We start from the raw sequence: 25,446 nt of genomic DNA, 5'->3' as shown, positions 1-25,446 counted from the left end.
GGGTCACTCCTTCTCGTCGTCGCGCACGACGAGGGGAGGCACGTCGTCCGTGATGTCGATGGTCGACGTGAGCGCGGCGGGGTCGATGCGCCCTCGGACGCGGTACCAGCCGATCACCATCAGGATGACGACGACGATGAACGCCCCCAGCGTGATGCGCCCCACTCCGGGGTCCAGCGCCATCAGAAGCACGACCAGCACCAGGAACAGCAGGGTGATCACGTTGGTCACCGGCGCCCAGGGCAGTCGGAAGCCGGGTCGCTCTCGGCCGTCCTTCTTCATCTTCCGCACGAACAGCCAGTGGCAGATGATGATCGAACCCCACACGCCCACGATGCCCAGACCCGCCAGGTTCAACACGATCTCGAACACCTGCCCGGGGACGATGAGGTTGAGGAACACGCCGACGACGCCGAGGGCGGTGGTGATCAGGATGCCGCCGTAGGGGACGCCCGCCTTGTTCATCCGCTTGGCGAACTTCGGGCCGGTGCCGGCCATGGCCAGCGAACGCAGCGTGCGGCCGGTGGAGTACAGGCCGGCGTTCAGGCTGGACATGGCGGCGGTCAGCACGACCAGGTTCATGATGTCGCCCGCGTACGGGATGCCGATGGAGTTCATGACCGTGACGAACGGGCTCTCGTCGCCCTTGTACGAGGTCCACGGCATGAGCAGCGTGAACAGCACGACGGAGCCTGCGTAGAAGAGCATGATGCGCCACATGATGGAGTTCACGGCACGGGGGATGACCTTGCGGGCGTCCTTCGCCTCGCCGGCCGCGACGCCGACCATCTCGGTGCCGCCGTAGGCGAAGACGACGCCGAGGGCGATCACGAACATGGCGCCGATCCCGTTCGGGAAGAAGCCGCCGTTGTCGGCGATCATCGCGAAGCCGGGTGTGTGACCGTCGATGGGGGTCTGCGTCACGATGAAGTAGATGCCCAGGATGCCGAAGAGCACGATGGCCCCGACCTTGATGAGCGCGAACCAGTATTCCAGCTCGCCGAACAGCACGGCGGAGGTGATGTTCATGGCCATCACGATGACCAGGGCCACCAGCGCGAGCACCCACTGCGGGATGGGCGTGAAGAACGACCAGAAGTGCGCGTAGAGCGCGATGGCCGTGATGTCGGCGATGACCGTGGTCCCCCAGTCGAGGAAGAACAGCCAGCCGACCGAGAAGGCGCCCTTCTCGCCCATGAACTCCCGGGCGTACGACACGAACGCGCCGGAGGACGGGCGGTACATGACCAGCTCGCCGAGCGCGCGCACCACGATGAAGGCGAAGAGCCCGCAGATGATGTACACCACGGCCAGTGACGGGCCTGCGATCTCCATGCGGCTTCCGGCGCCGAGGAACAGCCCCGTGCCGATCGAGCCGCCGATGGCGATCATGTTCATGTGCCGGCGTTTGAGCGACTTCCGGTAGCCGCCGTCGCCGGCGTCGACGACGGCGGAATGCGTCGCTTCTGTGGGTCGAACACCGCTGTTGCGATCCATCTGAGTCCTTTCTCGGTGTGAACTCGGGGCGTGGGTGACAGGTGCTGTCCAGCTGTCATGCTGTCCGACAGCATGACAGGTCTGGCTGCAGAGTGCAATGACTTTCCCGTGACGCTCGCCTTCCCCTCTGGCGCGGGATGCCGGAATAGGATGGCTCACGTCCCACGAAGGTCTGAGGTGAGCCGTGTCAGAGTCCACGCAGCAGGTCCCCCTGCAGCGCGTCAGCGCGGCGGAGGTCGCGTTCCAGGCGCTGAAGACGCTCATCTCCTCCGACGACATCGAGGTGGGCAGCCGGCTTCCCGGTGAGATCGAGCTGGCCAAGCGGTTCGGCGTCAGCAGATCCATCCTGCGCGAGGCGCTCGGCGCCTGCGCCACACTCGGACTGGTCGAGACCCGCAGCGGCCGCGGCACGTTCGTGGTGTCGAAGGAGGAGCATCCGCAGCTGACCTTCGGCGGCTACTCGGCGGCAGACCTGGTCGAGGCGCGGCTGAACGTCGAGATCCCCGCGGCGGGGTACGCCGCCGAACGGCGCGGCGCCGAGCAGATCGCCGTGCTGCGCGGGTATCTCACGAGCATGCAGGATGCCGAGGATCTGCACGCCTGGGTGCGGCTCGACGGCCAGTTCCACCGCGCGATCGGGCAGGCCAGCGGCAACCCGGTGCTCGCGGCCATCATCGAGTCCATGCGGCAGGCGCTGGATCCGCAGTCCGAGTTCCTCAACATCACCAGGGCCCGACGAGCGGCATCCGACCTGGAGCACGCCCGGATCGTCGACGCCATCGAGGCAGGGGATCCCGAGGGTGCGCGCGCGGCGGCCGCCGATCACATCGAGCAGGTCTCGCGCGCCCTGGCGCGGTGACGGGCGGTATCAAGGCGCCCGTGCCGTGCGGTGTGTTCGCTCTCGGCGCGCGTCGTCACGTTGACCGTCGTGATCCCGGAAGGTTTGATGGAACCATGACAGATCGCACAAAGCCCGAGTTCGACGCCCCCACCGGACCCGCCCCCACCGAACTGGTCATCCGCGACCTCATCGTGGGAGACGGCGACGAGGCGAAGCCCGGCGACACCGTCACGGTGCACTACGCCGGCGTCGAGCACGACTCCGGCGAGGAGTTCGACTCGTCCTGGGGACGCGGCGAGACCATCCAGTTCCCGTTGCGCGGCCTCATCCAGGGCTGGCAGGAGGGCATCCCGGGCATGAAGGTCGGCGGACGCCGCGAGCTGACCATCCCGCCGCACCTGGCCTACGGGCCCGCCGGCTCCGGGCACTTCCTCTCCGGCAAGACGCTCATCTTCATCATCGACCTGGTCGCCGTCGGCTGACCGCCTCCGGCTGCCCGACGGCATCCGGCATCGACCTGGTCGCCGTCGGCTGACCGCCTCCGGCTGCCCGACGGCATCCGGTTGCCCGACAGCATCCGCAGACCCCCGTCCGCACCCCGCGGGCGGGGGCTTTCTGTGAGAATGCCGAGAGCGGGAATGCATGCAATCGCATGGAAGTTATGCCTGATGCAGCGCCCACGTGGCACCAACGACTTCAAGGAGAAGCGCATATGTCGATCGAGATCCCCGGTTACCGTCCTGGCACGTACGTTCTGGACCCCGCGCACAGCGAGGTGACCTTCAGCGTCCGCCACATGATGATCTCGAAGGTGCGCGGCACGTTCGGCGTCAAGGAAGCCACCTTCACCGCCCCGGAGAACCCGCTCGAGGTCGCCGTCGACGCCAAGGTCGACGTGACCTCGATCGACACCAAGGATGAGAACCGCGACGCGCACCTGCGCTCGGCCGACTTCTTCGACACCGAGAACCACCCCACGATGCACTTCGCGTCCACCGGCGCGCGCGTCGAGGACGGCGACTTCTTCGTGGACGGCGACCTGACGATCCGCGGCATCACCAAGCCTGTCACGTTCGAGTTCGAGTTCGGCGGCTTCGGCACCGACCCGTATGGCAACTACAAGGCCGGCGCCTCGGCCAAGACCGTCATCAACCGCGAGGACTTCGGCCTGACCTGGAACGCCGCGCTGGAGACCGGCGGCGTGCTGGTCGGCAAGGAGATCACCATCGGCCTCGACCTGCAGGGCGCCCTTCAGGCCTGATCGATCCGCATCCCGAGCCCCGGGGCCCCGACGCCATGCGTCAGGCCTCGGGGCTCAGTGCGTCGTAGCCGCGGAAGCGCGGACTCAACCGCGCCAGCGTCATGGCGATCCCGATCACCAGGAACCCGCCCAGCAGTGGTGGGAACCACAGGCTCGTGAGCGTCGCCAGCACACCGGCGTACAGCGCGCCCACGCGCGGGCCGCCGGCGACGACGATGATGAAGATGCCCTGCAGCCGCCCGCGCATGGTGTCCGGCACGGCCGCCTGCATCATCGTGTTGCGGTAGATGGAGCTGATGTTGTCGGCGGCGCCCGAGAGCGCCAGCGCGATGCAGGCCGCGACGATCAGGGCGACGTGCGGCACCTGCTCGGATGCCCCGGGCAGGAACACGCCGATCAGCAGGATGCCGCCGAAGACCGCGATGGCCGCGCCGTAGGCCTGCACGGCGCGCGCGATGCCGAGTCCGTGCCACCGGTAGTGCACCAGCTGTCCCGAGAACAGGCTGCAGGAGAAGGTGCCCACGGCGACCGCGGCGGTGAGGATGCCCGTGGTGAAGGCGCCGCCGCCCAGCAGCACCGTGCCGAGGGCGGGGAACAGTGCCAGTGGCTGGCCGAAGGTCATCGCCGTGATGTCCAGCAGGTACTGCATCCGGATATTGCCCGCACGGCGCAGGAACCGCCACCCGTCCACGAGCGAGGCCAGGCCGGGCCGCACGATCGTGCCCTCCGGCAGCAGCGTGGGCAGGGTCCACAGTCCCATGAACAGTGACAGCATCAGGATGATGTCAATGGTGTAGGTCCAGCCGAAGCCGGTCAGCGCCACCAGTATGCCCGCCACGGCGGGGCCGACCATGACGGTGAGCCCGAACGAGACGCCGTTCAGGGCGGATGCTGCGGCCAGCCGGTCCAGCGGGATCAGCCGAGGCACGATGGCGGTCCGCGTCGCCATTCCGACCGAGCCTGCGGCGGCGATGAGCATGCTGAGTCCGTACAGCCACCAGATCGACTCGGTGCGCGTCCAGGTCAGCGCCGCCAGCAGAGCGGTGGCGGCGAAGGCGACGGTGGCGGAGATCAGCGCCACGCGACGGCGGTCGAAGGCATCCGCCAGCATTCCGCCGTACAGCCCTGCCAGGATCATCGGCACCAGCCCCGCCACCGCGATCATGGACACGGCGAACGTGCTGCCGGTCAGGGCGAACACGTGCAGCATCACCGTCACCACGGTCAGCTGGCTGCCGATGCCCGCCAGAGCCGATCCGATCCACATGCGCGCGAACGCCGGACTGATCTTCAGCGGGGAGAGGTCGATGAGGAGACCGCGGGGGAACTGCACATCTCGAGGCTAGCGGCCCGGGCGCGGCGCGGACGCGGATGCTGGTAGGCTGTTGTGGTTGCCGTTCGATCGGCCGCGGATAAAGAGAGCCCGCACATTCAGTGCCGGGCGCCGCGCAACAAGCAGAGAGGGGATCGAATCTATGGCACTGGAAGCAGACGTCAAGAAGGCGATCATCGAAGAGTACGCGACGCACCCCGGCGACACCGGATCCCCCGAGGTGCAGGTCGCGATGCTGACGCAGCGCATCAAGGACCTCACCGAGCACCTCAAGGAGCACAAGCACGACCACCACTCGCGTCGTGGCCTGTTCCTGCTCGTCGGTCAGCGCCGTCGCCTGCTGGGTTACCTGCAGGACATCGACATCAACCGGTACCGCTCGCTCATCGAGCGCCTCGGTCTTCGTCGATAAGCACCGCTGCCGCGTATATCGCGCCGAACATTCTTGGAGAGCCGCCCTACCGGTGTAGGGCGGCTCTCGCTTCGCGTCTGCGCTCAGGCGTTCTCGCCGACCAGATCAGGGTGGTGGATCGCGGCGACGTCCGGATGCGCGCGCAACCGTGACTTCAGCGCGTTCTCGCCGTACAGGCTGTGGATCGGGTTCGACGGATCCTGCGTCACACCTCGTGCCTGCGCCGCCAGCTCCGGCGGCAGCTCGATGAGCGGCAGCCGCGCGTCCAGCGCGGGGTTGAAGAAGAACGGGATGGAGAGCCGGTCATCGGGCGCCGTGGGGGAGATCACCCGGTGGTTGGTGGCCTTCAGGTAGCCGCCGGTGGCGTACTCCAGCAGCTCGCCGATGTTGACCACGAACGCGCCGTCGACGGGAGGTGCGTCCACCCACTCGCCGTCGCGCTCCACCTGCAGCCCGCCGCGCCCCGGTTCCACCCACAGCAGCGTCAGCACGCCGCTGTCGCGATGCGCGCCGACGCCTTGCTGGGGGAGCAGCTCGTGCGTTCCCGGGTAGCGCACGATCTTGATGAGCGTGGACGGCTCCCCGAAGTGATCGTCGAAGTACGACTCCTCGGCACCCAGCGCCAGTGCCCAGGCGCGCAGCAGCCGACGCGAGATGCCCGACAGCGCCGCGTGCCATTCGTCCACGACCTCGCGCAGTTCCGGCTGCGTCTTCGGCCACAGGTTCGGGCCGATCAGCCGGGTGAATGCGGGGCCGCCGGTCACGGGATCCCGCTCGGGGCCGATGTCGATCTGCTCGCGCCAGTCCACCTCGCCCTGCGTCCGCTCGCCGCCGACGCGCGTGTATCCGCGGAAGTGCGGGCTGTGCACGTTCTCGATGGCGAGCTTGTCGGCCTCGGGCAGCGCGAAGAAGTCGCGAGCCGCGCGGTGCAGCCGCTGCTCGAGCTCGGCGGGGATCCCGGTCCCGGTCAGGTAGAAGAAGCCCACGTCGTGCGTGGCGGTGCGCAGGTCGGCGCAGAACGCGGCAGCCTCCGCCTCGCCGGCATCGAGTCGGGACAGGTCCAGGATCGGAAGGTTCAGGTCTGGCATGCATCGACGGTAGTGCGGATGCCGGTGGAGCCGGCGGAATGTTGCCTTCTCTTACCCTGCCTCGGGGCGGGGTGGGCGGAGAGCATCCTGCTAGGGTTGGTTAGGTAAGGCATCCCTTACTACTGATCGACACACGGAGAAGTCCCGCTCGTGCTCGCAGCAATGCTCCCCGCCCTCCTCATCGGCCTGCGCGAAGGCCTCGAGGCGGCCCTCGTCGTCGGCATCCTGGTCGCCTACATCCGCCGCCTCGGTCGCGCGGACGTGCTGGGCCGCATGTGGATCGGCATCGCACTCGCCATCGCCCTCGCGCTGGGCACCGGCGCTGCGCTGACCTTCGGCACCTACGCGCTCGCACCGGGGGCGCAGGAGATCATCGGCGGTTCGCTGTCGCTGGTGGCCGTCGTGATGGTGACCTGGATGATCTTCTGGATCCAGAAGGCCGGCCGCACGATGAAGTCCAGCCTGCAGGGCGGAATCGACCGCGCCCTGGCCGACGGCGGCCTGTGGGCCCTGATCGCGGTGGGCTTCGTGTCCGTCGCACGTGAGGGCATCGAGACCACGCTGCTGCTCTGGTCGATGGTGCAGTCCTCCGGAAGGGCGCCCCTGGCGCTGCCCGGCGCGCTGGTGGGCCTCGGCATCGCCGTCGTGATCGGATGGCTGCTGGCACGCGGCGCCGTGCGACTGGATCTGCGGCGATTCTTCTCCTGGACCGGCGGTTTCCTGGTGATCGTCGCCGCCGGCGTGCTGGCCTACGCCGTGATGGACCTGCAGGAGGCCGGCGTGCTTCCCGGTCCCTTCTCCGCGCTGGCGCCCACCGACCCCGCCACCGGCGCCGTGCTGTCCGGCGCCGCGGGCTTCCCGCTCGGCTGGGCCTTCGATGCGAGCGCCGTCGTGGCGCCTGGCGGCGCATTGGCGTCGATCCTGCAGGCGACGGTGGGATTCATGCCGCACATGACCTGGCTGCAGGTCATCGCCTGGGCGGCGTACCTCGTCGTCGTGGGCTCGTTCTTCGTCCGCGGCGTCCGCTCCGGCGGCGCTCGCAGGCGCGCGGCAGCTCAGGTCGCTCCGCGCACCGCCCCGTTCACCTCGACGTCCTCTGGAGCAGCATGATCATCACAGCCCGCACTGTCGGCGCCCTCGCGGCACTCACGGCATCCGTCATCGCCCTCACCGGCTGCGTCGCGAAGTCCGCCGCCGACCCGTCGGCGTCGTTCGCCGTGAGCTCCACCGCGGATGCGTGCACGGTGTCGGCATCGACGGCCAAGAGCGGCCCGCTGACGTTCGACATCACCAACAGCGGCGACCAGGTGACCGAGTTCTACCTGCTGGCCTCGGACGGCCTGCGCATCGTCGGCGAGGTCGAGAACATCGCGCCCGCGGCCTCCCGAACCATGACGGTCGTCGCCCAGCCCGGCGACTACTTCACGGTCTGCAAGCCCGGCATGGTCGGCGACGGGGTCGGGAAGGCCGCGTTCAGCGTGAGCGGCGCCAAGGTCGCCATCGACGGACCGGATGCCGAGCAGAAGCAGAAGGCCGTCGATCTGTACGCCGCTTTCGTGAAGGATCAGGTCGGGCAGCTGGTGCCCGCCGTCGCCGAGCTCGTCGCGGCGTACCAGGCCGGTGACGACGCGAAGGCCCGTGAACTGTTCCCGCAGGCGCGCGCGTACTACGAGCGGATCGAGCCGGTGGCCGAATCCCTCGGCGACCTGGACCCGCGTATCGACTTCCGTGAGGTGGATGCCGTCGCCGACGGCCTGGACTGGACCGGTTTCCACCGCCTCGAGAAAGACCTGTGGGTGCCCGCGAGGGATGCGCTGAACTCCGATGACGAGACCTCCGCCTGGAAGGACTGGGCGCCCTCGAATGCCCAGCAGCGCGGGGAGTTCGGAGACCGGTTGATCGCCGACGTGCAGGAGCTGTACGACTACGTGCATTCCGAGAAGTTCACCACCGCACTGGGCGACCAGGGCATCGCCGGCATCTCCAACGGCGCCGTCGCGCTGCTGGACGAGGTCGCCACCGGCAAGATCACGGGCGAGGAGGACTGGTGGTCGCACACCGACCTCTACGACTTCGCCGCCAACGTCGAAGGCTCGAAGATGGCCTTCGAGCTGGTGAAGGACTACGTCGCCGGCAAGAACGCCGACGGGGAGAAGCTGGTGGCGTCGATCTCCACCGGTTACGCCGACCTCGAGGCGGCTCTCGACGAGCACGGTTCGCTGGATGCCGGATTCGCGTCGTTCACAGACCTCGGTGATGCCGACCGTCGCAGCCTCATCGATCTCATCAACGCCCTGGCCGAGCCGCTCTCGAAGCTCACCTCGACCGCTTTGGCCTGAGCGGGGACGCGGATGACCGAAGAGGCGGGAGCCGCTCCGCATCTTGGCTTGAGCAGGCGCGGACTGCTGGGCCTGGCCGCGGGCGGTTCCGCGGCGGCGATCGCCCTGGCCGGCGGCGCATTCGCCCTCGGCGCCGCGCAGCGGCAGGACGGCGAGGCCGCTGTCGTGCACCCGTTCTTCGGTGCGCACCAGTCCGGCATCACGACCGAAGTGCAGGAGCACCTGCACTTCGCCGCGTTCGACATGATGCCGCGCGGCGACCGGGACGATCTCATCGAGTTGTTGAAGGACTGGTCCTACGCGGCATCGCGCATGACGGCGGGTCTCGAGGTCAGCGCGACGGGCGCCGTCGGCGGTCCCCCGGAGGCGCCGCCGGATGACACCGGAGAGGCCCTAGGGCTGCCGGCCGGCGCGCTGAGCATCACCATCGGGTTCGGGCCCACGCTGTTCGAGAACGAGGACGGCGACCGCTACGGCATCCGGGATCGGCGTCCGGCCAAGCTGCGGCGCCTGCCGGCGTTCCTCGGCGAGGACCTCGACCCTGCGCAGTCTGGCGGCGACCTGTGCATCCAGGTGTGCGCAGACGACCCGCAGGTGGCCGTCCACGCCATCCGCAACCTCAGTCGGATCGCCTTCGGGCGTGCGAAGCTGCGCTGGTCGCAGCTGGGCTTCGGCAAGACCTCCCGCACCACCGCCGACCAGCAGACCCCGCGCAACCTGTTCGGCTTCAAGGACGGCACGGCCAACATCCTCGCCGACGACGCCGCGGCCCTCGACGAGCATGTGTGGGTGGCGGAGGATGACGGGCCGGCGTGGCTGGCCGGCGGCTCGTACCTCGTCGCGCGCAAGATCGCCATGCTCATCGAGACCTGGGATCGCGTGCAGCTGAGCGAGCAGGAGCGCATCTTCGGGCGCGACAAGGGCGAGGGCGCGCCGCTCAGCGGCGGCACCGAGCAGACCGCGCCGAGGCTCTCCGGGCTCGACGCGCACAGTCATGTGCGGCTCGCCAACCCCGGTTCCAACGACGGCACCCGCATCCTGCGCCGCGGCTTCAATTACGTCGGCGGCAACAACAGCCTGGGCAGGCTCGACGCGGGGCTGTTCTTCCTGGCCTACCAGCGCGATCCCGCGCAGTTCATCGCGCTGCAGCGCAAGCTGTCGACGGATCTGCTGAACGAGTACATCAGGCACACCGGCTCGGGGATCTGGGCGATCCCCCCGGGCGCCGCCGAGGGCGGGTACGTCGGGCAGCCGCTGTTCTCCTGAGCGCGCTCAGCGGCTGCGGCGCGACCCGGTCGGGTCGCTGCGGTGGTCGGAGCCCGACGCCAGCGCCGGGTCCGTGAACATCCAGCGCGGGCGGGGCTCGATGAGCGGACGGAACAGCCGCCGCACGGGCCTGGACGCCGTCACGAAGGCGATGGCGACGGCCAGCACGGTGATCAGCGGCAGCCAGAACCACGTGGGATCCAGTCCGCGCAGCGCCCCGGACTCGCGGAACGGGTACAGCACGAAGGAGTGCAGCAGGTAGACGTACATCGTGTACTGCCCCAGCGTCGTCCACCACAGCCCGCCGCGGGGGACGAGGATGAAGAACGACGCGCACAGGATCAGCGACAGCCCCATCAGACCCAGGCGGATGCCGCCCGCCCACCACTGGTCCGCCGTGAGATCGGCGTAGGAGTCGTCGTAGAAGAACCAGAACCGCAGATCGATGTCGTCCCAGAACGGCAGCCAGCGCCAGCATGCGAACCCCCACGCCGCGAACGCCGCCACCGCGCACACCCGCAGCCACCAGGGCCGGAAGTCGATCAGCCGGAACCTGCGCACGATGTCGTGCTCGCGCAGCCACCACCCCAGCGTGAAGTAGAACATCAGGCCCAGCGTGCGCGAGAGCGAGAACGTGCTGTCGACGTTGCCCAGGTAGCCGACGCCGATCGAGATGCCCAGCGTCCACAGCAGGGGCCAGCGCAGCAGCGACAGGTACGGCAGCACCAGCCGGAAGATGCCCAGGGCCAGCAGGAACCACAGCGTCCACGACGGCTCGGTGAGATTGGGGTTGGCGTGGCCCTCCACGAGCCACTTCATCAGCGTCCACAGTCCCTCGAAGATCACGTAGGGCACGAGGATGTCGGTGATCACCCGTGCCATCTGACGGCGCGTGGGGCTGGCGGATTTGGAGAAGTACCCGGAGATGATCGCGAAGGCCGGCATATGGAACGCGTAGATCAGCAGGTAGAACGCGTAGGAGATGTCGGAGTCGTAGATCAGCCGCTGCGTGCCGTGCCCGACGACCACCAGAGCGACGCAGATGAAGCGGGCGTTGTCCCAGAACGGGACGCGCCGGCGTGGCCGGGGGATCACCCCCGTCGATGCGGTCTCGGGCGGATGCTGATCGGCACTGCTCATCGTTCGAGGCTACCCTCGGAGAGCTCTCGAAGCCGGAGGGAATAACCTTGCGGCGCGTGCGTTTCACCAAGTACATTCAGTTGAATAGAAGCGGATGCCACCGCATCCCGAGTGGAGATGAACATGGACGCGCACAACAGCGACAAGTCCGGTATGCAGTTCGGCATCATGTCGGTCAGCGACATCACGCAGGACCCGACCACGGGCATCACGCCCAGCGAGGGGGAGCGGATCAAGGCCGCCGTCGCCATCGCCGAGCACGCCGAGGAGGCGGGACTCGACGTCTTCGCCATCGGCGAGCACCACAACCCGCCGTTCTTCTCCTCCAGCCCGACCACGCTGCTCGCGTACATCGTGGCGCGGACGGAGCGCCTGATCGTCTCGACGGGCACCACGCTGATCACCACGAACGACCCGGTGCGCATCGCCGAGGAGTACGCGATGCTGCAGCACCTGTCCGGCGGCCGCATGGACCTCATGATGGGCCGGGGCAACACCGGTCCGGTGTACCCGTGGTTCGGCAAGGACATCCGCCAGGGCCTGCCGCTGGCCATCGAGAACTACGCGCTGCTGAACGAGCTGTGGACCAAGGATGTCGTGGACTGGGAGGGCAAGTTCCGCACCTCGCTGCAGGGCTTCACCGCCACGCCCCGGCCGCTGGACGGCGTCAAGCCCTTCGTCTGGCACGGCTCCATCCGCACTCCGGAGATCGCCGAGCAGGCCGCGTACTACGGCGACGGATTCTTCGCCAACAACATCTTCTGGCCCAAGGAGCACTACCAGCGCCTGATCGAGCTGTACCGCCAGCGCTGGAGCCACTACGGCCACGGCGCACCGGAGACGGCCATCGTGGGCCTGGGCGGTCAGGTGTTCATGGCGAAGAACTCCCAGGACGCCGTGAACGCGTTCCGGCCGTACTTCGACAACGCGCCGGTGTACGGCCACGGCCCCTCGATGGAGGACTTCACCGAGATGACGCCGTTGACCGTCGGGTCGCCGCAGCAGGTCATCGACCGCTACGCCGCCATGCGCGACCACTTCGGCGACTACCAGCGCCAGCTGTTCCTCGTGGATCACGCAGGCCTGCCGCTGAAGGCGGTGCTCGAGCAGATCGATCTGCTCGGCAGCGAGGTCGTGCCCGTGCTGCGCCGCGAGCTCGCGCAGAACCGTCCGGCGAACGTTCCGGATGCCCCCACCCACGCCGCACGCGTCAAGGCGGTCTACGGCGACGGGCCCACGCGCCAGGCGCGCCCCGGCGCCAACCGCGGTGACAACCTCACCGCCGGATCCCCGTACCAGGACGGCGGCTCGGGGAGTGGGTCCCTGAGCCTGTCGAAGGGGGCGGCGTTCGGCCTGGCTCGGAAGGAGGCCTGACGATGACCGAGCGCCGGATCGCCGTGATCTCCTCCGGCCTGTCCAACCCGTCCTCCACCCGGATGCTGGCCGATCGCATGGTCGCCGAGACCGTGAAGGCGCTGGCCGAGCGCGGCGTGCAGGTGAAGGTCGACGTGATCGAGCTGCGCGACCTCGCGCACGACATCACCAACAACCTGCTCACCGGTTTCGCGCCCGCCCCGTTGGAGGAGGCCATCAACCGGGTGGTCTCCGCCGACGCGCTCATCGCCGTCACGCCGATCTTCTCCACGAGCTACGCGGGGCTGTTCAAGTCGTTCATCGACGTGATCGACCCGGACGCCCTGAGCGGCAAGCCGGTGCTGATCGGCGCGAACGCGGGGACCGCGCGCCACTCGCTGGCCATCGACTATGCCATCCGGCCGCTGTTCACCTACCTGCATGCCGAGCCCGTCTCCACAGGGGTGTTCGCCGCCTCCAGCGACTGGGGCGACGCCGCCGACGAGGTGGCTCCGCTGAGCTCGCGCGTCGAGCGCGGCGCGAGGGAGCTGTCCGAAGCGATCCTCCGGCGTGATCCGGCTACCGGCGAAGACCCGTTCGATCCGGACAGCTACCTCGGCAAGGGCAAGTCCTTCGGTCACCTGCTCGGCGGTCTGGCAGGCGAGTAGGACCTTCACGACGAAGGCGGGCCCGCCATGCGCATGCACGACGGGCCCGCCTTCTCGTGGATCGTGGTCTCAGCCGCTCTTGCGGCGGAACTCCCGCTTCATCTGCGGGGCGTGAGTCGCATGCACGGCCGAATCGCCGTCGAGGTGCGACTGCCCGCTCCGGTTCTGCGAGTTCTTCCGCTCGAGCGCCTCCTTGAACTTGCGCTTCATCTCCTCGGGGGAGACTGCCTTGTCATCGCTCATGTCCGTCAGCCTAGCTGCATCGTCGCCCGCTGCCGAGGGTGATTCAGACGGCCGGATCCGCGCTGATAGGCTGGAAGAGGATGCCTGTGGCATCTGCACGAACTCGCGCGCCACACGGGTGTGCGAGCCTAAACAAAGAAGGAGAGACCTCTTGGAAGGTCCTGAAATCACCGCAACCGAGGCCGTTCTCGACAACGGCCGGTTCGGCACCCGCACCGTCCGGTTCGAGACCGGACGCCTCGCCCAGCAGGCACAGGGCTCTGTCGCCGCCTACCTGGACGATGAGACCATGCTCCTGTCGGCCACCAGCGCGGGCAAGCACCCGCGCGAGGGGTTCGACTTCTTCCCGCTGACCGTCGACGTCGAGGAGCGCTCGTACGCCGCCGGCAAGATCCCCGGTTCGTTCTTCCGCCGCGAGGGCCGTCCTTCTACGGACGCGATCCTGGTCTGCCGCCTGATCGACCGCCCGCTGCGCCCGTCGTTCGTGACCGGTCTGCGCAACGAGGTCCAGATCGTCATCACCGTGCTGTCGATCGCACCGGGGGAGTACTACGACGCCCTCGCGATCAACGCGGCATCCGCCTCGACGCAGATCTCCGGCCTGCCGTTCTCCGGCCCCATCGCCGGCGTGCGCCTGGCCTTCATCCCCGGTCACGGCGAGCACGCCGACCAGTGGGTCGTGTTCCCGAACGCGGAGCAGGTCGAGCAGGCCGTCTTCGACCTCGTCGTCGCCGGTCGCATCGTGACCAAGAAGGACGGCTCCGAGGACGTCGCGATCATGATGGTCGAGGCCGAGGCCACCGAGAACAGCTGGAACCTGATCAAGGCCGGCGCCACCAAGCCCAGCGAGGACATCGTCGCGCAGGGCCTCGAGGCCGCCAAGCCCTTCATCGCCCAGCTCGTCAAGGCGCAGGCCGAGCTCGCCTCGCACGCATCCAAGGAGCCGGGCGTCTACCCGGTGTTCCTGCCGTACGCCGACGAGACGTTCGCGTTCGTCAACGAGCGCGCCTACTCCGAGCTGGCCTCGGTGTACCAGATCGCCGACAAGATCGAGCGCCAGGACGCCGACGACGCCCTCAAGGAGCGCGTCAGGGGCGAGCTGACCGCCGCGGTCGAGGCGGGTGCGCTGCCCGAGTCCGCGCTGTCGGAGTTCTCAGCGGCGTACAAGGGCGTCACGAAGAAGATCGTGCGCGGCCGCATCCTCACCGACGGCGTCCGCATCGACGGCCGGGGTCTTGCCGACATCCGTCCGCTGGACGCAGAGGTGCAGGTGATCCCGCGCGTGCACGGCTCGGCGATCTTCCAGCGCGGTGAGACCCAGATCCTGGGCGTCACCACGCTGAACATGCTCAAGATGGAGCAGCAGATCGACTCGCTCTCGCCCACCACGAGCAAGCGCTACATGCACCACTACAACTTCCCGCCCTACTCCACCGGCGAGACCGGTCGCGTGGGGTCGCCGAAGCGTCGCGAGATCGGGCACGGCTTCCTGGCCGAGCGCGCGCTCGTGCCGGTGCTGCCCAGCCGCGAGGAGTTCCCCTATGCGATCCGTCAGGTCTCCGAGGCGCTCGGCTCCAACGGCTCCACGTCGATGGGCTCGGTCTGCGCGTCGACCCTGTCGCTGCTGAACGCCGGTGTGCCGCTGCGCGCGCCCGTCGCCGGGATCGCCATGGGCCTGGTCTCCGACGAGGTCGATGGTGAGACCCGCTACGCGGCGCTCACCGACATCCTCGGGGCTGAGGACGCGTTGGGCGACATGGACTTCAAGGTCGCGGGCACCAGCGAGTTCGTCACGGCCATTCAGCTGGACACCAAGCTCGACGGCATCCCGTCGTCCGTGCTGGCCGGCGCCCTGACGCAGGCCCGCGACGCGCGCCTGACGATCCTCGGCGTGCTGAACGCCGCGATCGACACGCCCGACGAGATGGCGCCCACCGCGCCGCGCGTCATCAGCGTGCAGATCCCGGTCGACAAGATCGGCGAACTGATCGGGCCCAAGGGCAAGACGATCAACGCCATCCAGGACGAGACCGGCGCGCAGATCTCCATCGAGGAGGACGGCACCGTCTACATCGGCGCCGTCGACGGCCCGTCGGCCGAGGCCGCACGTGCGCAGGTCAACGCCATCGCCAACCCCACCAACCCGGAGGTCGGCGAGCAGTTCCTGGGCACCATCGTGAAGATCGCCAGCTTCGGCGCCTTCATCTCGCTGCTGCCCGGCAAGGACGGCCTGCTGCACGTCACCGAGGTGCGCAAGCTCGCCGGTGGCAAGCGCGTGGAGGACGTCGGAGACGTGCTCTCGGTCGGCCAGAAGCTGCTGGTGCGCATCACGAAGATCGACGACCGCGGCAAGCTGTCCCTCGAGCCGGTGCTCGAGGAGACCCCGGCCGAGGCCGAGAAGGCCGCGGAGCCTGCCGAGGCGTGATCCGAGCGGATGCCGGTGACCCGGCATCCGGCCGACAGGGCCCGGTGGCATGCGAGATCGCATGCCACCGGGCCCTTTCGCATTGGACGTGACCGGATCGTTACGAGAAGTTGTGACGCACGCCCCGGTCACGGCCGATACCGTGTGCGGCGTCGCTTAGCCTGTCAGTACGCACGGGGTGCGTGATCGCAGGATTCTCACGGGGGTGAGGAATGAGGCTCTTCTCCAACGGCACGGCCGAACGGAAGCCGCGCCCTGAGGTTGCCCTCGACGAGCATCCGTCCGCCCCGATCCCCGTGATCGGACCCGGTGTGGGGGAGAGCATCCGCGTGCCGCTGGGCGAGACCGGCTTCTCGGTGTTCCCGCTCATGCTGGGCGCAGCCGAGTTCGGCTGGAACGTCGACCTGCCCACGAGCCACGCGCTGCTGGATCGCTACCTGGAATACGGAGGCAACGCGATCCACACCGCGGACGGCTTCTCCGGCGGCCGCAGCGAGCACATCATCGGCCAGTGGCTGCGATCCCGCGGCACCCGCGATCGGGTCGTGCTGAGCGTGCGAGTGGGGTCGCACGCCGACAACCCCGGTCTCGGATCGGTCAACCTCGTGCGCGCCGTGGAGGGCTCGCTGACCAGACTGGGCGCCGACCGGATCGACGTGCTGTACCTGGATGCGTCCCTGGATGACGACGCGACCAACCTGGAGGACACGCTGGCCACCGTGGAGTGGCTGCGGGACGCCGGCAAGATCTCAGCCGTGGGCGGCTTCCGCTTCGCACCGGAGCGGCTGGTCGAGGCCCGCATCCTGGCATCCGCAGGCTACCCGCGCCTGGACGTGCTCGACGAGCCGTACAACCTCGTGCGGCGCCAGGGATTCGAGGGCGACCTGCGTCTCGTCGCCGACGCGCAGAGCCTCGCCGTGACGCCCTCCCATGCCCTGGAGCACGGGTTCCTGTCCGGCCGGCACCGCAGCAGAGCGGCCGTCGCGGGCGTGCGCGGCCAGCAGCTGCGGAGCCAGCTCAACCGCCGCGGCATCCGCGTGCTGCGCGCGCTGGACCTCGTCGCCGCGGAGCTCGCGGTGCCCGTCGCGGCCGTGTCCATCGGGTGGCTGCTCGCGCAGCGCACGATCGTCGCGCCCATCGTGAACGCCTTCGCCGAGGCGCATGTGGAGGAGTTGATGCAGGGGGCGGGAATCACGCTCAGTCGCACCCAGCTCGCCGAATTGAGCCGCGCAGGCGCCTGAGCACACGGCATCCGTTGGACGTGACGTCGGCAGGGTGTCCTAAGCTGGAGGCGTCGCGGTGCCGCGGCATGAAGCGAGCAGGGTTGTGACGCACTACATATATCTGGTCAGACATGGTGAACATCAGGATGCCGAGCACGGCATCGATGACGGACCCCTCTCACCACGAGGACAGCGTCAGGCCGAGCACATCGCGGACCGGCTGTCCGGCCTTCCGCTGGACGCCGTCTGGCACTCGCCGTTGCTGCGCGCGACCGAGACGGCGCGTGCGATCGCGGAGCGCCTTCCGTCGGTGGATCCGCAGCCATCGGCCCTGCTGTTCGACTGCGTGCCGACGGGCATGACCGAAGACACGCCCGCCGCGTACGAACCGTTCTTCGGCTCCGTCAGCGACGCGGAGATCGAGGCCGGGCGAGCGCAGATGGCGGATGCCACAGGGGAGTTCCTGCGGCGTCGTCACGGTGAGGTGCATGAGGTGCTCATCACGCACAACTTCGTCATCTCCTGGTTCGTGCGCGAGGTGCTGGGTGCACCGGACTGGCGCTGGATGACGCTGAACCAGGCGCACTGCGGGCTGACCGTGATCGCGCAGAAGCAGGGCCGACCGTGGTCGCTGCTCAGTCACAACGATCTCGGCCATCTGCCCATGGAGCTTCGCACCGGGCTTCCCGATTACGCCTCGGTGTGAACGGCGCCGTCATGCGGCCTGGCCCCGGCGTCGGCGAATCTAGACTGGATGCATGACGACTCAGGTGGCCCTCGTCGGCGGAACAGGCAAGCTCGGCCGCATCATCCATGGTGTGATCGATGACCTCGACGGGTTCGAGGTGCGCAATGTGCTCGGCTCGGCCAGCGGCCTCGGCGAACTCGACGGCGCGGATCTGATCGTGGACGCCTCCACGCCGGCAGTCAGCGTGGAGGTCGTGCGCGTCGCGCTGGAGCGCGGTATCAACATCCTCATCGGCACGTCCGGCTGGTCGCAGGAGCGCATCTCGCTGGTGCGCCCGCTGCAGGCATCGGCGGGCACCGGAGTGGTGTTCATCCCCAACTTCTCCATCGGCTCCGCATTGGGCACGGCACTGGCGGCCACCGCCGCCCGGTTCTTCCCGTTCGCGGAGATCGTCGAGACGCATCGCGACACGAAGATCGACTCGCCCAGCGGCACCGCGGTGCGCACGGCCGAGCTGATGGCCGACGCCCGCGAGGCCGAGGGACCGTTCCACGCGCCGCACGTCGATCAGCGGGCTCGGGGTCAGCAGGTGTCGGGCATCCCCGTGCACTCGCTGCGCCGCCCCGGCGTGATCGCCCGGCAGGAGGCCATCCTGTCCGGTGCGGGCGAGACGCTCACGATCGTGCACGACACCGTCGACTCCGCGGCGGCCTATGCGCCCGGCATCCGCCTGGCGCTGCCCTTCGCCCGGGACACGCACGAACTGGTCGTCGGCCTGGAGAACGTCATCGATCTCGGCGTGCGCTCGTGACCTCGCGCATCGGCGTCGCCGTGATGGGCGCCGCACTGCTGCTGTACATCGTCGTCGCCGTGTGGTTCGCCGTGCTGTTCCTCCGCGGCGGCACCGGAGTGTCGATCGGGATGGGCGTGGCGCTCATCGTGATCGCGCCGATCGGCGCGTGGGCGATGATCCGCGAACTGGCGTTCGGGTACGCGGCCGACCGGCTGGGAAGACAGCTGGACGGCGAGGGCGGCATGCCGGAGGCTCCCGCACAGCTCACGCCCAGCGGGCGACTGCGCCGCGAGGACGTGGAGCCGATGATCGAGCAGTACACGACCGCCGCGCAGGCGGACGTCGACGACTGGCGCGCACGCTATCGGCTGGGTGTCGTACAGGACGCAGCAGGGCGGCGCAAGGACGCCAGGGTCAGCATCCGCCAGGCCATCCGTCTCGCCCGCGTGCGTCCCTAGAACCCTTCTCCGTCGCGCGAAGCGCCCCGGATTCGCGGGAATCGGGACGCTTCGCGTCATGTAGCGGGGCCGGATCAGGCCAGGCTGGCTTCGAGGGTGATCTCGATTCCGGCGAGGGCCTGCGACACCGGGCATCCGACCTTGGCGCCCTCGGCGATCTCCTGGAACTTCTCCGGGGTGATGCCGGGCACGGTCGCGTTGACGTTGAGGTGACTGCCGGTGATGCCGGTGCCGGGCTTGAACGTGACGGATGCCGAGGCGTTGACGCGCTCCGGCGGAGTGCCGTTCTCGGCCAGCGCGTGCGACAGCGCCATGCTGAAGCACGAGGCGTGCGCGGCGGCGATCATCTCCTCGGGCGTCGTGGTGGTGTCGGAGCCCTCGCTGCGCGCCTTCCAGTCGATGGGGAAGGTGCCCAGGTTGGAGCTCGAGAACGCGACGGTGCCCGAGCCTTCCATCAGTGATCCGGTCCAGGTGGCGGCGGCTTCGCTGGTGATGGCCATGGTTCCTCCAGAGGTGGCTTTCTGCGGGGCGCGGGTTCGCGTCGCTCCGCAAGCCTACCCACGCGGAAGGTCCTCCGGTACTGTGCTCAGGATGCCGGAGCGGCGCGGCCGACCAGGCCGGCGCGCTGCAGCAGCAGGTACAGCTGGCAGCCCAGGCAGAAGCCGAAGGCGGCGTTCAGGAAGGCGGCGATGAACGCCATGGCCGTGGCGATGGGAAGCGCCAGCGGCACGCCGACCAGGTGCAGGATCAGCCCCGCGGCGACGACGAACAGGCCGACTCCCTGCGCGAACCGCGGCGGACGCGGGTCCTCCAGCTCGGCCGGAGGATCCAGGCGCGGGCGCACGACCCTGCGGAACAGCACGCCCCACGGCGCGGTCGAGGGAGAGAGCACACCCCACAGGAACAGTGCGGCGATGACGAGAGTCAACCAGAATGCCGCGCTGAAGCGGAAACCGCCGACCTCGACCAGACCGAGGAATGTGGCTGCCAGCAGCAGCGCCGAGGTGATCCAGGCGCCGAAGCGCGGAGCGCGCGGGTCGATGCCGCGGACGGGTGCGTTCTCGGTCATGATGCCTCCTGAAGGGCGGGGAGCTCGGACAGCACTGCCTCGACGTCGGCGCGGCGCGGAGCCCCGGTGAAACGAGCGACGAGCACAGCGTCCGCACTGATCACGAACGTCGTCGGGGTGCTCAGAACGTGGTGCCGTGCGGTGAGGTCCGGGCGGTGGGTGAGGTCGACGTCGACGTGCTCGACGCCGGGATGAGCGGAGGCGATGCCGCGCAGCATCCTGCGCACCTGCGGGCAGCGCGTGCAGGTCTCGGTGCTGAACTGCACGAGCGTGACGCGGCCGACGGTGACGCCGAGGTCGGTCAGATCCACGGCATCCGACCCGCGACGGCGGCGGCCGTCTCGGGCACGCCAGATCGCCCCGGCCACGACGGTGACCGCGATCAGTGCGGCCAGCGCGATCAGGGCGGAGGAGAAGGCCATGCACCCACGATAGGTCCGCCTGCCGGGGGTGGGCCCGGATGTGACGGAGCATGACGATCCACGCCCTGTCGCGCTGTCGCAGGTATCGTTGCAGGCATGAGCGCCGCCGTCCCCACGCCCTATGAAGACCTGCTCCGCGACGTGCTGGAGCACGGCACGCACAAGGACGATCGCACCGGTACCGGAACCACCAGCGTGTTCGGCCGGCAGATCCGGTTCGATCTATCGGCGGGCTTCCCGCTGATCACCACCAAGCGCGTGCACTTCAAGTCCATCGCGTACGAGCTGCTGTGGTTCCTGCGGGGCGACTCCAACGTGCGCTGGCTGCAGGAGCACGGCGTCACCATCTGGGACGAGTGGGCGGATGCCGATGGCGACCTCGGCCCGGTGTACGGCGTGCAGTGGCGTTCGTGGCCGACTCCGGATGGCGGGCGCATCGATCAGCTCTCGCAGGTGATCGACCAGATCCGCGCCACGCCCGACTCCCGCCGGCTGATCGTGTCGGCGTGGAACCCCGCCGACATCCCGGACATGGCGCTGGCTCCCTGCCACGCGCTGTTCCAGTTCTACGTCGCCGACGGCAGGCTGTCGTGCCAGCTGTACCAGCGCAGCGCCGACCTGTTCCTGGGCGTGCCGTTCAACATCGCCTCCTATGCGCTGCTGACGCTGATGGTGGCGCAGCAGACCGGCCTCGAACCCGGCGACTTCGTCTGGACGGGCGGCGACTGCCACATCTACGACAACCACGTCGACCAGGTGCGCGAGCAGCTCACCCGCGAGCCGTACCCGTACCCGGCGCTGACGTTCGCTCGCACGCCGGACACGATCCTGGACTACGCCTACGAGGACTTCTCCGTCGAGGGCTATCAGCACCACCCGGCCATCCGCGCGGCGGTCGCGGTATGACGCTCGGCCTCGTCTGGGCGGAGGCGCACGGCGGGGTCATCGGCGCCGGCGGCGGGATGCCGTGGCACGTGCCCGAGGACCTCGCGCACTTCAAGCGGATCACCCTCGGCGCCCCGGTCGTCATGGGCAGGCGCACCTGGGACTCGCTGCCCGAGAGATTCCGCCCGCTGCCGGGCCGGGCGAACATCGTCATCACGCGGCAGGCCGACTGGGCCGCCGACGGCGCGCGCCGCGCCGCGAGCGTGGCGGATGCGCTGGCGGGCCTGGACGACGGCTGGGTGATCGGCGGTTCTCAGATCTTCGGCGAGGTGATCGATCGCGCCGATCGGCTCGAGGTCACCGAGCTCGACCTGGAGGTCGATGACGGCGACGCCTTCGCTCCGTCGCGGGCGGGCTGGCACCTGGTCGACGAGGGGGACTGGCAGCTCTCCCGCACCGGCATCCGCTTCCGGTTCCTGGGATACCAGCGCTGATGCCCACCGCACTGATCACTGGAGCAAGCGCCGGACTGGGCGCCGAATTCGCCCGTCAGCTGGCGGCGAAGGGCGCCGACCTCGTGCTGGTCGCCCGTGGTGCGGAGGCCCTGGAGACCCTCGCCGCGGAGCTGCGCACGCGGCACGGCGTGGCCGTCGAGGTGCTCACCGCCGACCTGTCGGTCGAGGCCGAGGTCGCCCGCGTCGCCGAACGCGTCTCGGATGCCGGGCATCCGATCGACATGCTGGTGAACAACGCCGGATTCGGACTGCCGCTGCAGTTCGCCGACAACGACATTGATGACGAGGTGCGTCATCTCCGCGTGCACGTGGAGGCGTCCATGCGGCTCATGCACGCCGGCATCCGCTCGATGCGCGGACGGGGCGGGCGCATCGTCAACGTGGCGTCCGTCGCCGGTTTCATCTCGCGCTCGACGTACTCGGCCTGCAAGGGCTGGCTGATCGGCTTCAGCCGCTGGGCGAACAGCGAGTACTCCCGGGATGGAGTGACCGTCACCGCCGTGTGCCCCGGTTTCACGCACACCGCTTTCCACTCCCGGATGGGGCTGGAACCCGGGCGCGAGGGCGTCCCCGCGCTGATGTGGCTGGACGCCCCGCTGGTCGTGCGCGAGGGGCTGCGGGACGCCGCGCGCGGGAAGGCGGTGTCGATCCCGTCGCTGCGGTACAAGGTCATCGTCGCTCTCACGCGCGTGCTGCCGGGCTCTCTCACGGCGGGCGTGGCCCGCCGTGGACGGGTCTGAGACGGATTCTCGCGGTCACCGGCTCATCACGGCGCCCTCAACGGGATAATCTGGATGCCATGACGCACACGGACAACCCCTTCGGGCAGGTCATCGTCGCGCTGGTCACTCCGATGACCGCCGACGGCGAGGTCGACTGGCCTGCCGTCGAGAAGCACATGGACGACGTGATCACCGCGGGCGTCGACGGCATCCTGGTCACCGGAACCACCGGCGAGACCTCCACGCTGACCGACCCGGAGAAGATCCGCCTGGTCGAGGTCGGCAAGGACGTCGCCGCAGGGCGGGCCAAGATCATCACCGGCGGCGGGTCCAACGAGACCGCGCACGCCATCCAGCTGTACCGTGACAGCGCCAAGGCCGGCGCCGACGCCATCCTCGTCGTCACGCCGTACTACAACAAGCCGACGCAGGCCGGCATCCTCACCCACTTCCGCATGGTGGCGGATGCCACGGACCTGCCGATGATGCTCTACGACATCCCCGGCCGCACCGGCGTGCCGATCGAGTACGAGACCATGCTGCGCCTGGCCAAGCACCCGAACATCCTCGCCGTCAAGGACGCGAAGGGGAAGTTCAGCGAGGTCAGCCGGGTGCTGAACCAGACGGACCTGATGTACTTCTCCGGCGACGACGCCAACGTGCTCCCGCACCTGGCCATCGGCGCGACGGGCCTGGTGGGCGTGACGGCCAACATCGCTGCGGCCCCGTACCGCACCATCGTCGACGCCGTGAACCGCGGCGACCTCGCCGCGGCCACCGCCGAGCACCAGCGCCTGGAGCCGCTGGTGCGCGCGGTCATGACGCACATCCCGGGCACCGTCTCGACCAAGTACATCCTGCACGGCCTCGGCCGGATCGGCAGCCCGCGCGTGCGGCTGCCGCTGGTGGGCCCGGAGGAGTGGGAGGCGGCGATCATCGAGGATGAGCTGTCACTGGTCCACGACGTCCCCGGCGCTGATTTCTCGAACTTCCGCCCCGACCGCAACGCGGCCGCCGGCGGCGCACTGCCGAAGGTGCCAGGCACCACACGATGAGCGCACGACTGCGCTGAACTGCACTGTCGGGCACGGGGTGTCCGGCCTAGGAGACTGAATGTCCATCCCCATTTCCGCCCCCGCACCGCTCGCCAAGGGTACGCTCCGCGTGTTCCCGCTGGGCGGGCTCGGCGAGGTCGGCCGCAACATGACCGTCTACGAATTCGACGGGAAGCTGCTGATCGTCGACTGCGGCGTTCTGTTCCCCGAGGAGTACCAGCCGGGCGTCGACCTGATCCTGCCCGACTTCGAGCCCATCAAGGACCGGCTCGACGACGTCGTGGGCGTCGTGCTCACGCACGGCCACGAGGACCACATCGGCGCGGTGCCGTACCTGCTGCGCCTGAAGAACGACATCCCGCTGATCGGCTCCGGGCTCACGCTCGCACTGGTGGAGGCCAAGCTCAAGGAGCACCGCATCAAGCCCTTCACCCTCACGGTGAAGGAGGGCCAGCGCGAGAAGACCGGACCGTTCGACCTCGAGTTCATCGCGGTCAACCACTCCATCCCGGATGCTCTGGCCGTCGCCATCCGCACGCCCGCGGGCCTCGTTCTCGCCACCGGCGACTTCAAGATGGACCAGCTGCCGCTGGACGGACGCATCACCGACCTGCGCGCGTTCGCACGCCTCGGCGACGAGGGCGTCGACCTGTTCCTCGTCGACTCCACCAACGCCGACGTGCCGGGCTTCACGCCCACCGAGCGCTCCATCGGGCCGGTGCTGGACCAGGTCATCGCGAAGGCGCCGCGCCGCGTGATCGTGGCGAGCTTCTCCAGTCACGTGCACCGCGTGCAGCAGGTCATCGACGCCGCGGCCGCCCACGGGCGCCGGGTCGCGTTCCTGGGCCGCAGCATGGTGCGCAACATGACCATCGCCGAGCAGCTGGGCTACCTGCACGTGCCCGACGGCGTGCTCATCGACTACAAGAAGGCCCGCGACCTGCCCGACGACCAGATCGTGTACATGTCCACGGGCTCGCAGGGCGAGCCGATGGCCGTGCTCAGCCGCATGGCCAACCTCGACCACGCCATCGAGCCGGGCCCCGGCGACACCGTCATCCTGGCCTCCAGCCTCATCCCCGGCAACGAGAACGCCGTCTATCGCGTGATCGACGGACTGACCAAGCTCGGCGCGCATGTCGTGCACAAGGCCAACGCCAAGGTGCACGTCTCCGGCCACGCCGCCGCCGGCGAGCTGCTGTACTGCTACAACATCCTCACGCCCAAGAACGTGCTGCCCGTGCACGGCGAGTACCGCCACCTGTTCGCCAACGCGCGGCTGGCCCAGAGCACCGGCATCCCGGAGGAGAACACGATCATCGGCTCCAACGGCACCGTGGTCGACCTGAAGGACGGCAGGGCGACTGTGGTCGGTCAGCTCGACATCGGTTTCGTGTACGTCGACGGCTCCTCCGTCGGCGGCGTGACGGATGCCGATCTGAAGGACCGTCGCATCCTCGGCGAGGAGGGCTTCGTGTCCGTCATCGTCGTGGTCGACTCCGCCACCGGGCGCATCATCTCCGGCCCGGAGATCCACGCCCGCGGCGTCGCAGAGGACGACAGCGTCTTCGACGACGTCACCCCGAAGATCGTCGCCGCGCTCAAGGAGGCCGCCGGCAACGGCGTGCGCGACAATCACGCCCTCTCGCAGATCGTGCGCCGCACGATCGGCCGCTGGGTCAACCAGAAGCTGCGTCGTCGCCCGATGATCGTCCCGCTGGTCATCGAGGCCTGAGCGACGACCGCTGGA

27 protein-coding genes are annotated in these 25,446 nt (G+C 68.9%); 19 read left to right on the top strand and 8 right to left on the bottom strand.

Translation table 11 applies throughout. From position 1 onward, the window contains the following. Window positions 1-3: 3 nt before the first annotated feature. Complete coding sequence (locus tag WA967_RS12970) at window positions 4-1,497, bottom strand: amino acid permease (RefSeq protein ID WP_424423297.1); 1,494 nt, start codon at window positions 1,495-1,497, stop codon at window positions 4-6. 184 nt (window positions 1,498-1,681) lie between these two features. Between WA967_RS12970 and WA967_RS12965 the strand changes: the two genes are divergently transcribed. The 3 genes from WA967_RS12965 (at window position 1,682) to WA967_RS12955 (ending at window position 3,599) form a co-directional block, all read left to right on the top strand. Beyond that, complete coding sequence (locus tag WA967_RS12965; RefSeq protein WP_424423295.1) at window positions 1,682-2,356, top strand: FadR/GntR family transcriptional regulator; 675 nt, start codon at window positions 1,682-1,684, stop codon at window positions 2,354-2,356. 95 nt (window positions 2,357-2,451) lie between these two features. Beyond that, complete coding sequence (locus WA967_RS12960) at window positions 2,452-2,820, top strand: FKBP-type peptidyl-prolyl cis-trans isomerase (protein ID WP_424423292.1); 369 nt, start codon at window positions 2,452-2,454, stop codon at window positions 2,818-2,820. A gap of 230 nt (window positions 2,821-3,050) precedes the next feature. Beyond that, entirely contained in the window at window positions 3,051-3,599 is a 549-nt protein-coding gene (locus tag WA967_RS12955; RefSeq protein ID WP_298867530.1) for a YceI family protein, read from the top strand. Between the two features lie 40 nt (window positions 3,600-3,639). Here WA967_RS12955 and WA967_RS12950 read toward each other — a convergent pair whose 3' ends face one another. Further along, complete coding sequence (locus WA967_RS12950) at window positions 3,640-4,932, bottom strand: MFS transporter (protein ID WP_424423289.1); 1,293 nt, start codon at window positions 4,930-4,932, stop codon at window positions 3,640-3,642. 142 nt (window positions 4,933-5,074) lie between these two features. Here WA967_RS12950 and rpsO point away from each other — a divergent pair, with 142 nt between their 5' ends. Next, window positions 5,075-5,344, top strand: coding sequence for a 30S ribosomal protein S15 (gene rpsO, locus WA967_RS12945; RefSeq protein WP_005048780.1), 270 nt, complete (start codon window positions 5,075-5,077; stop codon window positions 5,342-5,344). A gap of 83 nt (window positions 5,345-5,427) precedes the next feature. Here the strand turns inward: rpsO and WA967_RS12940 are convergent, their stop codons facing one another. Then, window positions 5,428-6,432 carry an isopenicillin N synthase family dioxygenase gene (locus tag WA967_RS12940; protein WP_424423283.1) on the bottom strand — a complete coding sequence of 335 codons (1,005 nt, stop codon included), beginning with the start codon at window positions 6,430-6,432 and terminating at the stop codon, window positions 5,428-5,430. Window positions 6,433-6,594: 162 nt separating this feature from the next. Between WA967_RS12940 and efeU the strand changes: the two genes are divergently transcribed. From efeU to efeB, 3 genes are read left to right on the top strand one after another with little or no spacing between them, the layout of a single operon-like run. After that, complete coding sequence (gene efeU / locus WA967_RS12935) at window positions 6,595-7,542, top strand: iron uptake transporter permease EfeU (protein ID WP_424423356.1); 948 nt, start codon at window positions 6,595-6,597, stop codon at window positions 7,540-7,542. Beyond that, window positions 7,539-8,771: an iron uptake system protein EfeO gene (efeO, locus tag WA967_RS12930; RefSeq protein WP_424423280.1), complete on the top strand. Its 1,233-nt coding sequence runs from the start codon at window positions 7,539-7,541 to the stop codon at window positions 8,769-8,771. Before efeU ends, efeO begins: the two co-directional genes overlap by 4 nt. A 12-nt stretch (window positions 8,772-8,783) precedes the next feature. Beyond that, window positions 8,784-10,037: an iron uptake transporter deferrochelatase/peroxidase subunit gene (gene efeB / locus WA967_RS12925; RefSeq protein WP_424423278.1), complete on the top strand. Its 1,254-nt coding sequence runs from the start codon at window positions 8,784-8,786 to the stop codon at window positions 10,035-10,037. A gap of 6 nt (window positions 10,038-10,043) precedes the next feature. Here efeB and WA967_RS12920 read toward each other — a convergent pair whose 3' ends face one another. Beyond that, a complete protein-coding gene (locus WA967_RS12920; RefSeq protein WP_424423275.1) occupies window positions 10,044-11,177 on the bottom strand; it encodes an acyltransferase family protein in 1,134 nt (377 codons plus the stop codon). A 153-nt stretch (window positions 11,178-11,330) separates the two neighbouring features. On the opposite strand from WA967_RS12920, the gene WA967_RS12915 reads away from it, so the two are divergent. Further along, window positions 11,331-12,551: an LLM class flavin-dependent oxidoreductase gene (locus WA967_RS12915; RefSeq protein WP_424423353.1), complete on the top strand. Its 1,221-nt coding sequence runs from the start codon at window positions 11,331-11,333 to the stop codon at window positions 12,549-12,551. Between the two features lie 2 nt (window positions 12,552-12,553). Further along, window positions 12,554-13,198: an FMN reductase gene (locus WA967_RS12910; RefSeq protein WP_424423272.1), complete on the top strand. Its 645-nt coding sequence runs from the start codon at window positions 12,554-12,556 to the stop codon at window positions 13,196-13,198. 69 nt (window positions 13,199-13,267) lie between these two features. Here the strand turns inward: WA967_RS12910 and WA967_RS12905 are convergent, their stop codons facing one another. After that, on the bottom strand, window positions 13,268-13,441 hold the full coding sequence (locus WA967_RS12905) for a DUF5302 domain-containing protein (protein ID WP_298861689.1): 174 nt from the start codon (window positions 13,439-13,441) through the stop codon (window positions 13,268-13,270). 151 nt (window positions 13,442-13,592) lie between these two features. Between WA967_RS12905 and WA967_RS12900 the strand changes: the two genes are divergently transcribed. The 5 genes from WA967_RS12900 (at window position 13,593) to WA967_RS12880 (ending at window position 19,028) form a co-directional block, all read left to right on the top strand. After that, the gene (locus WA967_RS12900; RefSeq protein ID WP_424423269.1) at window positions 13,593-15,866 is read left to right on the top strand and encodes a polyribonucleotide nucleotidyltransferase; all 2,274 of its coding nucleotides are present in this window, start codon (window positions 13,593-13,595) and stop codon (window positions 15,864-15,866) included. A gap of 212 nt (window positions 15,867-16,078) precedes the next feature. Next, complete coding sequence (locus tag WA967_RS12895; protein ID WP_424423267.1) at window positions 16,079-17,107, top strand: aldo/keto reductase; 1,029 nt, start codon at window positions 16,079-16,081, stop codon at window positions 17,105-17,107. 85 nt (window positions 17,108-17,192) lie between these two features. Beyond that, the gene (locus WA967_RS12890; RefSeq protein ID WP_424423264.1) at window positions 17,193-17,795 is read left to right on the top strand and encodes a histidine phosphatase family protein; all 603 of its coding nucleotides are present in this window, start codon (window positions 17,193-17,195) and stop codon (window positions 17,793-17,795) included. A 52-nt stretch (window positions 17,796-17,847) separates the two neighbouring features. After that, window positions 17,848-18,588: a 4-hydroxy-tetrahydrodipicolinate reductase gene (gene dapB, locus WA967_RS12885; RefSeq protein ID WP_424423262.1), complete on the top strand. Its 741-nt coding sequence runs from the start codon at window positions 17,848-17,850 to the stop codon at window positions 18,586-18,588. Then, window positions 18,585-19,028: a tetratricopeptide repeat protein gene (locus tag WA967_RS12880; protein ID WP_424423261.1), complete on the top strand. Its 444-nt coding sequence runs from the start codon at window positions 18,585-18,587 to the stop codon at window positions 19,026-19,028. The genes dapB and WA967_RS12880 overlap by 4 nt, the downstream gene beginning before the upstream one ends. 74 nt (window positions 19,029-19,102) lie before the next feature. Here WA967_RS12880 and WA967_RS12875 read toward each other — a convergent pair whose 3' ends face one another. From WA967_RS12875 to WA967_RS12865, 3 genes are all read right to left on the bottom strand, one after another. Continuing rightward, window positions 19,103-19,528, bottom strand: coding sequence for an OsmC family peroxiredoxin (locus tag WA967_RS12875; RefSeq protein WP_424423258.1), 426 nt, complete (start codon window positions 19,526-19,528; stop codon window positions 19,103-19,105). Window positions 19,529-19,614: 86 nt separating this feature from the next. After that, on the bottom strand, window positions 19,615-20,097 hold the full coding sequence (locus WA967_RS12870; protein WP_424423256.1) for a DUF4395 domain-containing protein: 483 nt from the start codon (window positions 20,095-20,097) through the stop codon (window positions 19,615-19,617). Continuing rightward, the gene (locus WA967_RS12865) at window positions 20,094-20,519 is read right to left on the bottom strand and encodes a thioredoxin family protein (RefSeq protein ID WP_424423253.1); all 426 of its coding nucleotides are present in this window, start codon (window positions 20,517-20,519) and stop codon (window positions 20,094-20,096) included. The genes WA967_RS12870 and WA967_RS12865 overlap by 4 nt, the downstream gene beginning before the upstream one ends. Window positions 20,520-20,615: 96 nt before the next feature. Here WA967_RS12865 and WA967_RS12860 point away from each other — a divergent pair, with 96 nt between their 5' ends. The 5 genes from WA967_RS12860 to WA967_RS12840 are packed head-to-tail and all read left to right on the top strand — an operon-like array spanning window position 20,616 to window position 25,431. Further along, window positions 20,616-21,425: a thymidylate synthase gene (locus WA967_RS12860; RefSeq protein WP_424423251.1), complete on the top strand. Its 810-nt coding sequence runs from the start codon at window positions 20,616-20,618 to the stop codon at window positions 21,423-21,425. Further along, window positions 21,422-21,898 (top strand): dihydrofolate reductase, encoded by a 477-nt coding sequence (locus WA967_RS12855; RefSeq protein WP_424423249.1) that lies wholly within the window; start codon window positions 21,422-21,424, stop codon window positions 21,896-21,898. Before WA967_RS12860 ends, WA967_RS12855 begins: the two co-directional genes overlap by 4 nt. Then, window positions 21,898-22,659, top strand: coding sequence for an SDR family NAD(P)-dependent oxidoreductase (locus WA967_RS12850; RefSeq protein WP_424423246.1), 762 nt, complete (start codon window positions 21,898-21,900; stop codon window positions 22,657-22,659). The genes WA967_RS12855 and WA967_RS12850 overlap by 1 nt, the downstream gene beginning before the upstream one ends. 59 nt (window positions 22,660-22,718) lie before the next feature. Beyond that, complete coding sequence (gene dapA / locus WA967_RS12845; protein WP_424423243.1) at window positions 22,719-23,696, top strand: 4-hydroxy-tetrahydrodipicolinate synthase; 978 nt, start codon at window positions 22,719-22,721, stop codon at window positions 23,694-23,696. A 58-nt stretch (window positions 23,697-23,754) separates the two neighbouring features. Continuing rightward, window positions 23,755-25,431, top strand: coding sequence for a ribonuclease J (locus WA967_RS12840; protein ID WP_424423241.1), 1,677 nt, complete (start codon window positions 23,755-23,757; stop codon window positions 25,429-25,431). Window positions 25,432-25,446: the final 15 nt, after the last annotated feature.

The organism is Microbacterium sp., from assembly GCF_049650565.1.
In the GTDB taxonomy this organism is placed as follows: Bacteria; Actinomycetota; Actinomycetes; order Actinomycetales; family Microbacteriaceae; genus Microbacterium.
The sequence above is the reverse complement of the archived record's forward strand: the minus strand, read 5'-3'. Positions and strand labels throughout refer to the sequence as shown.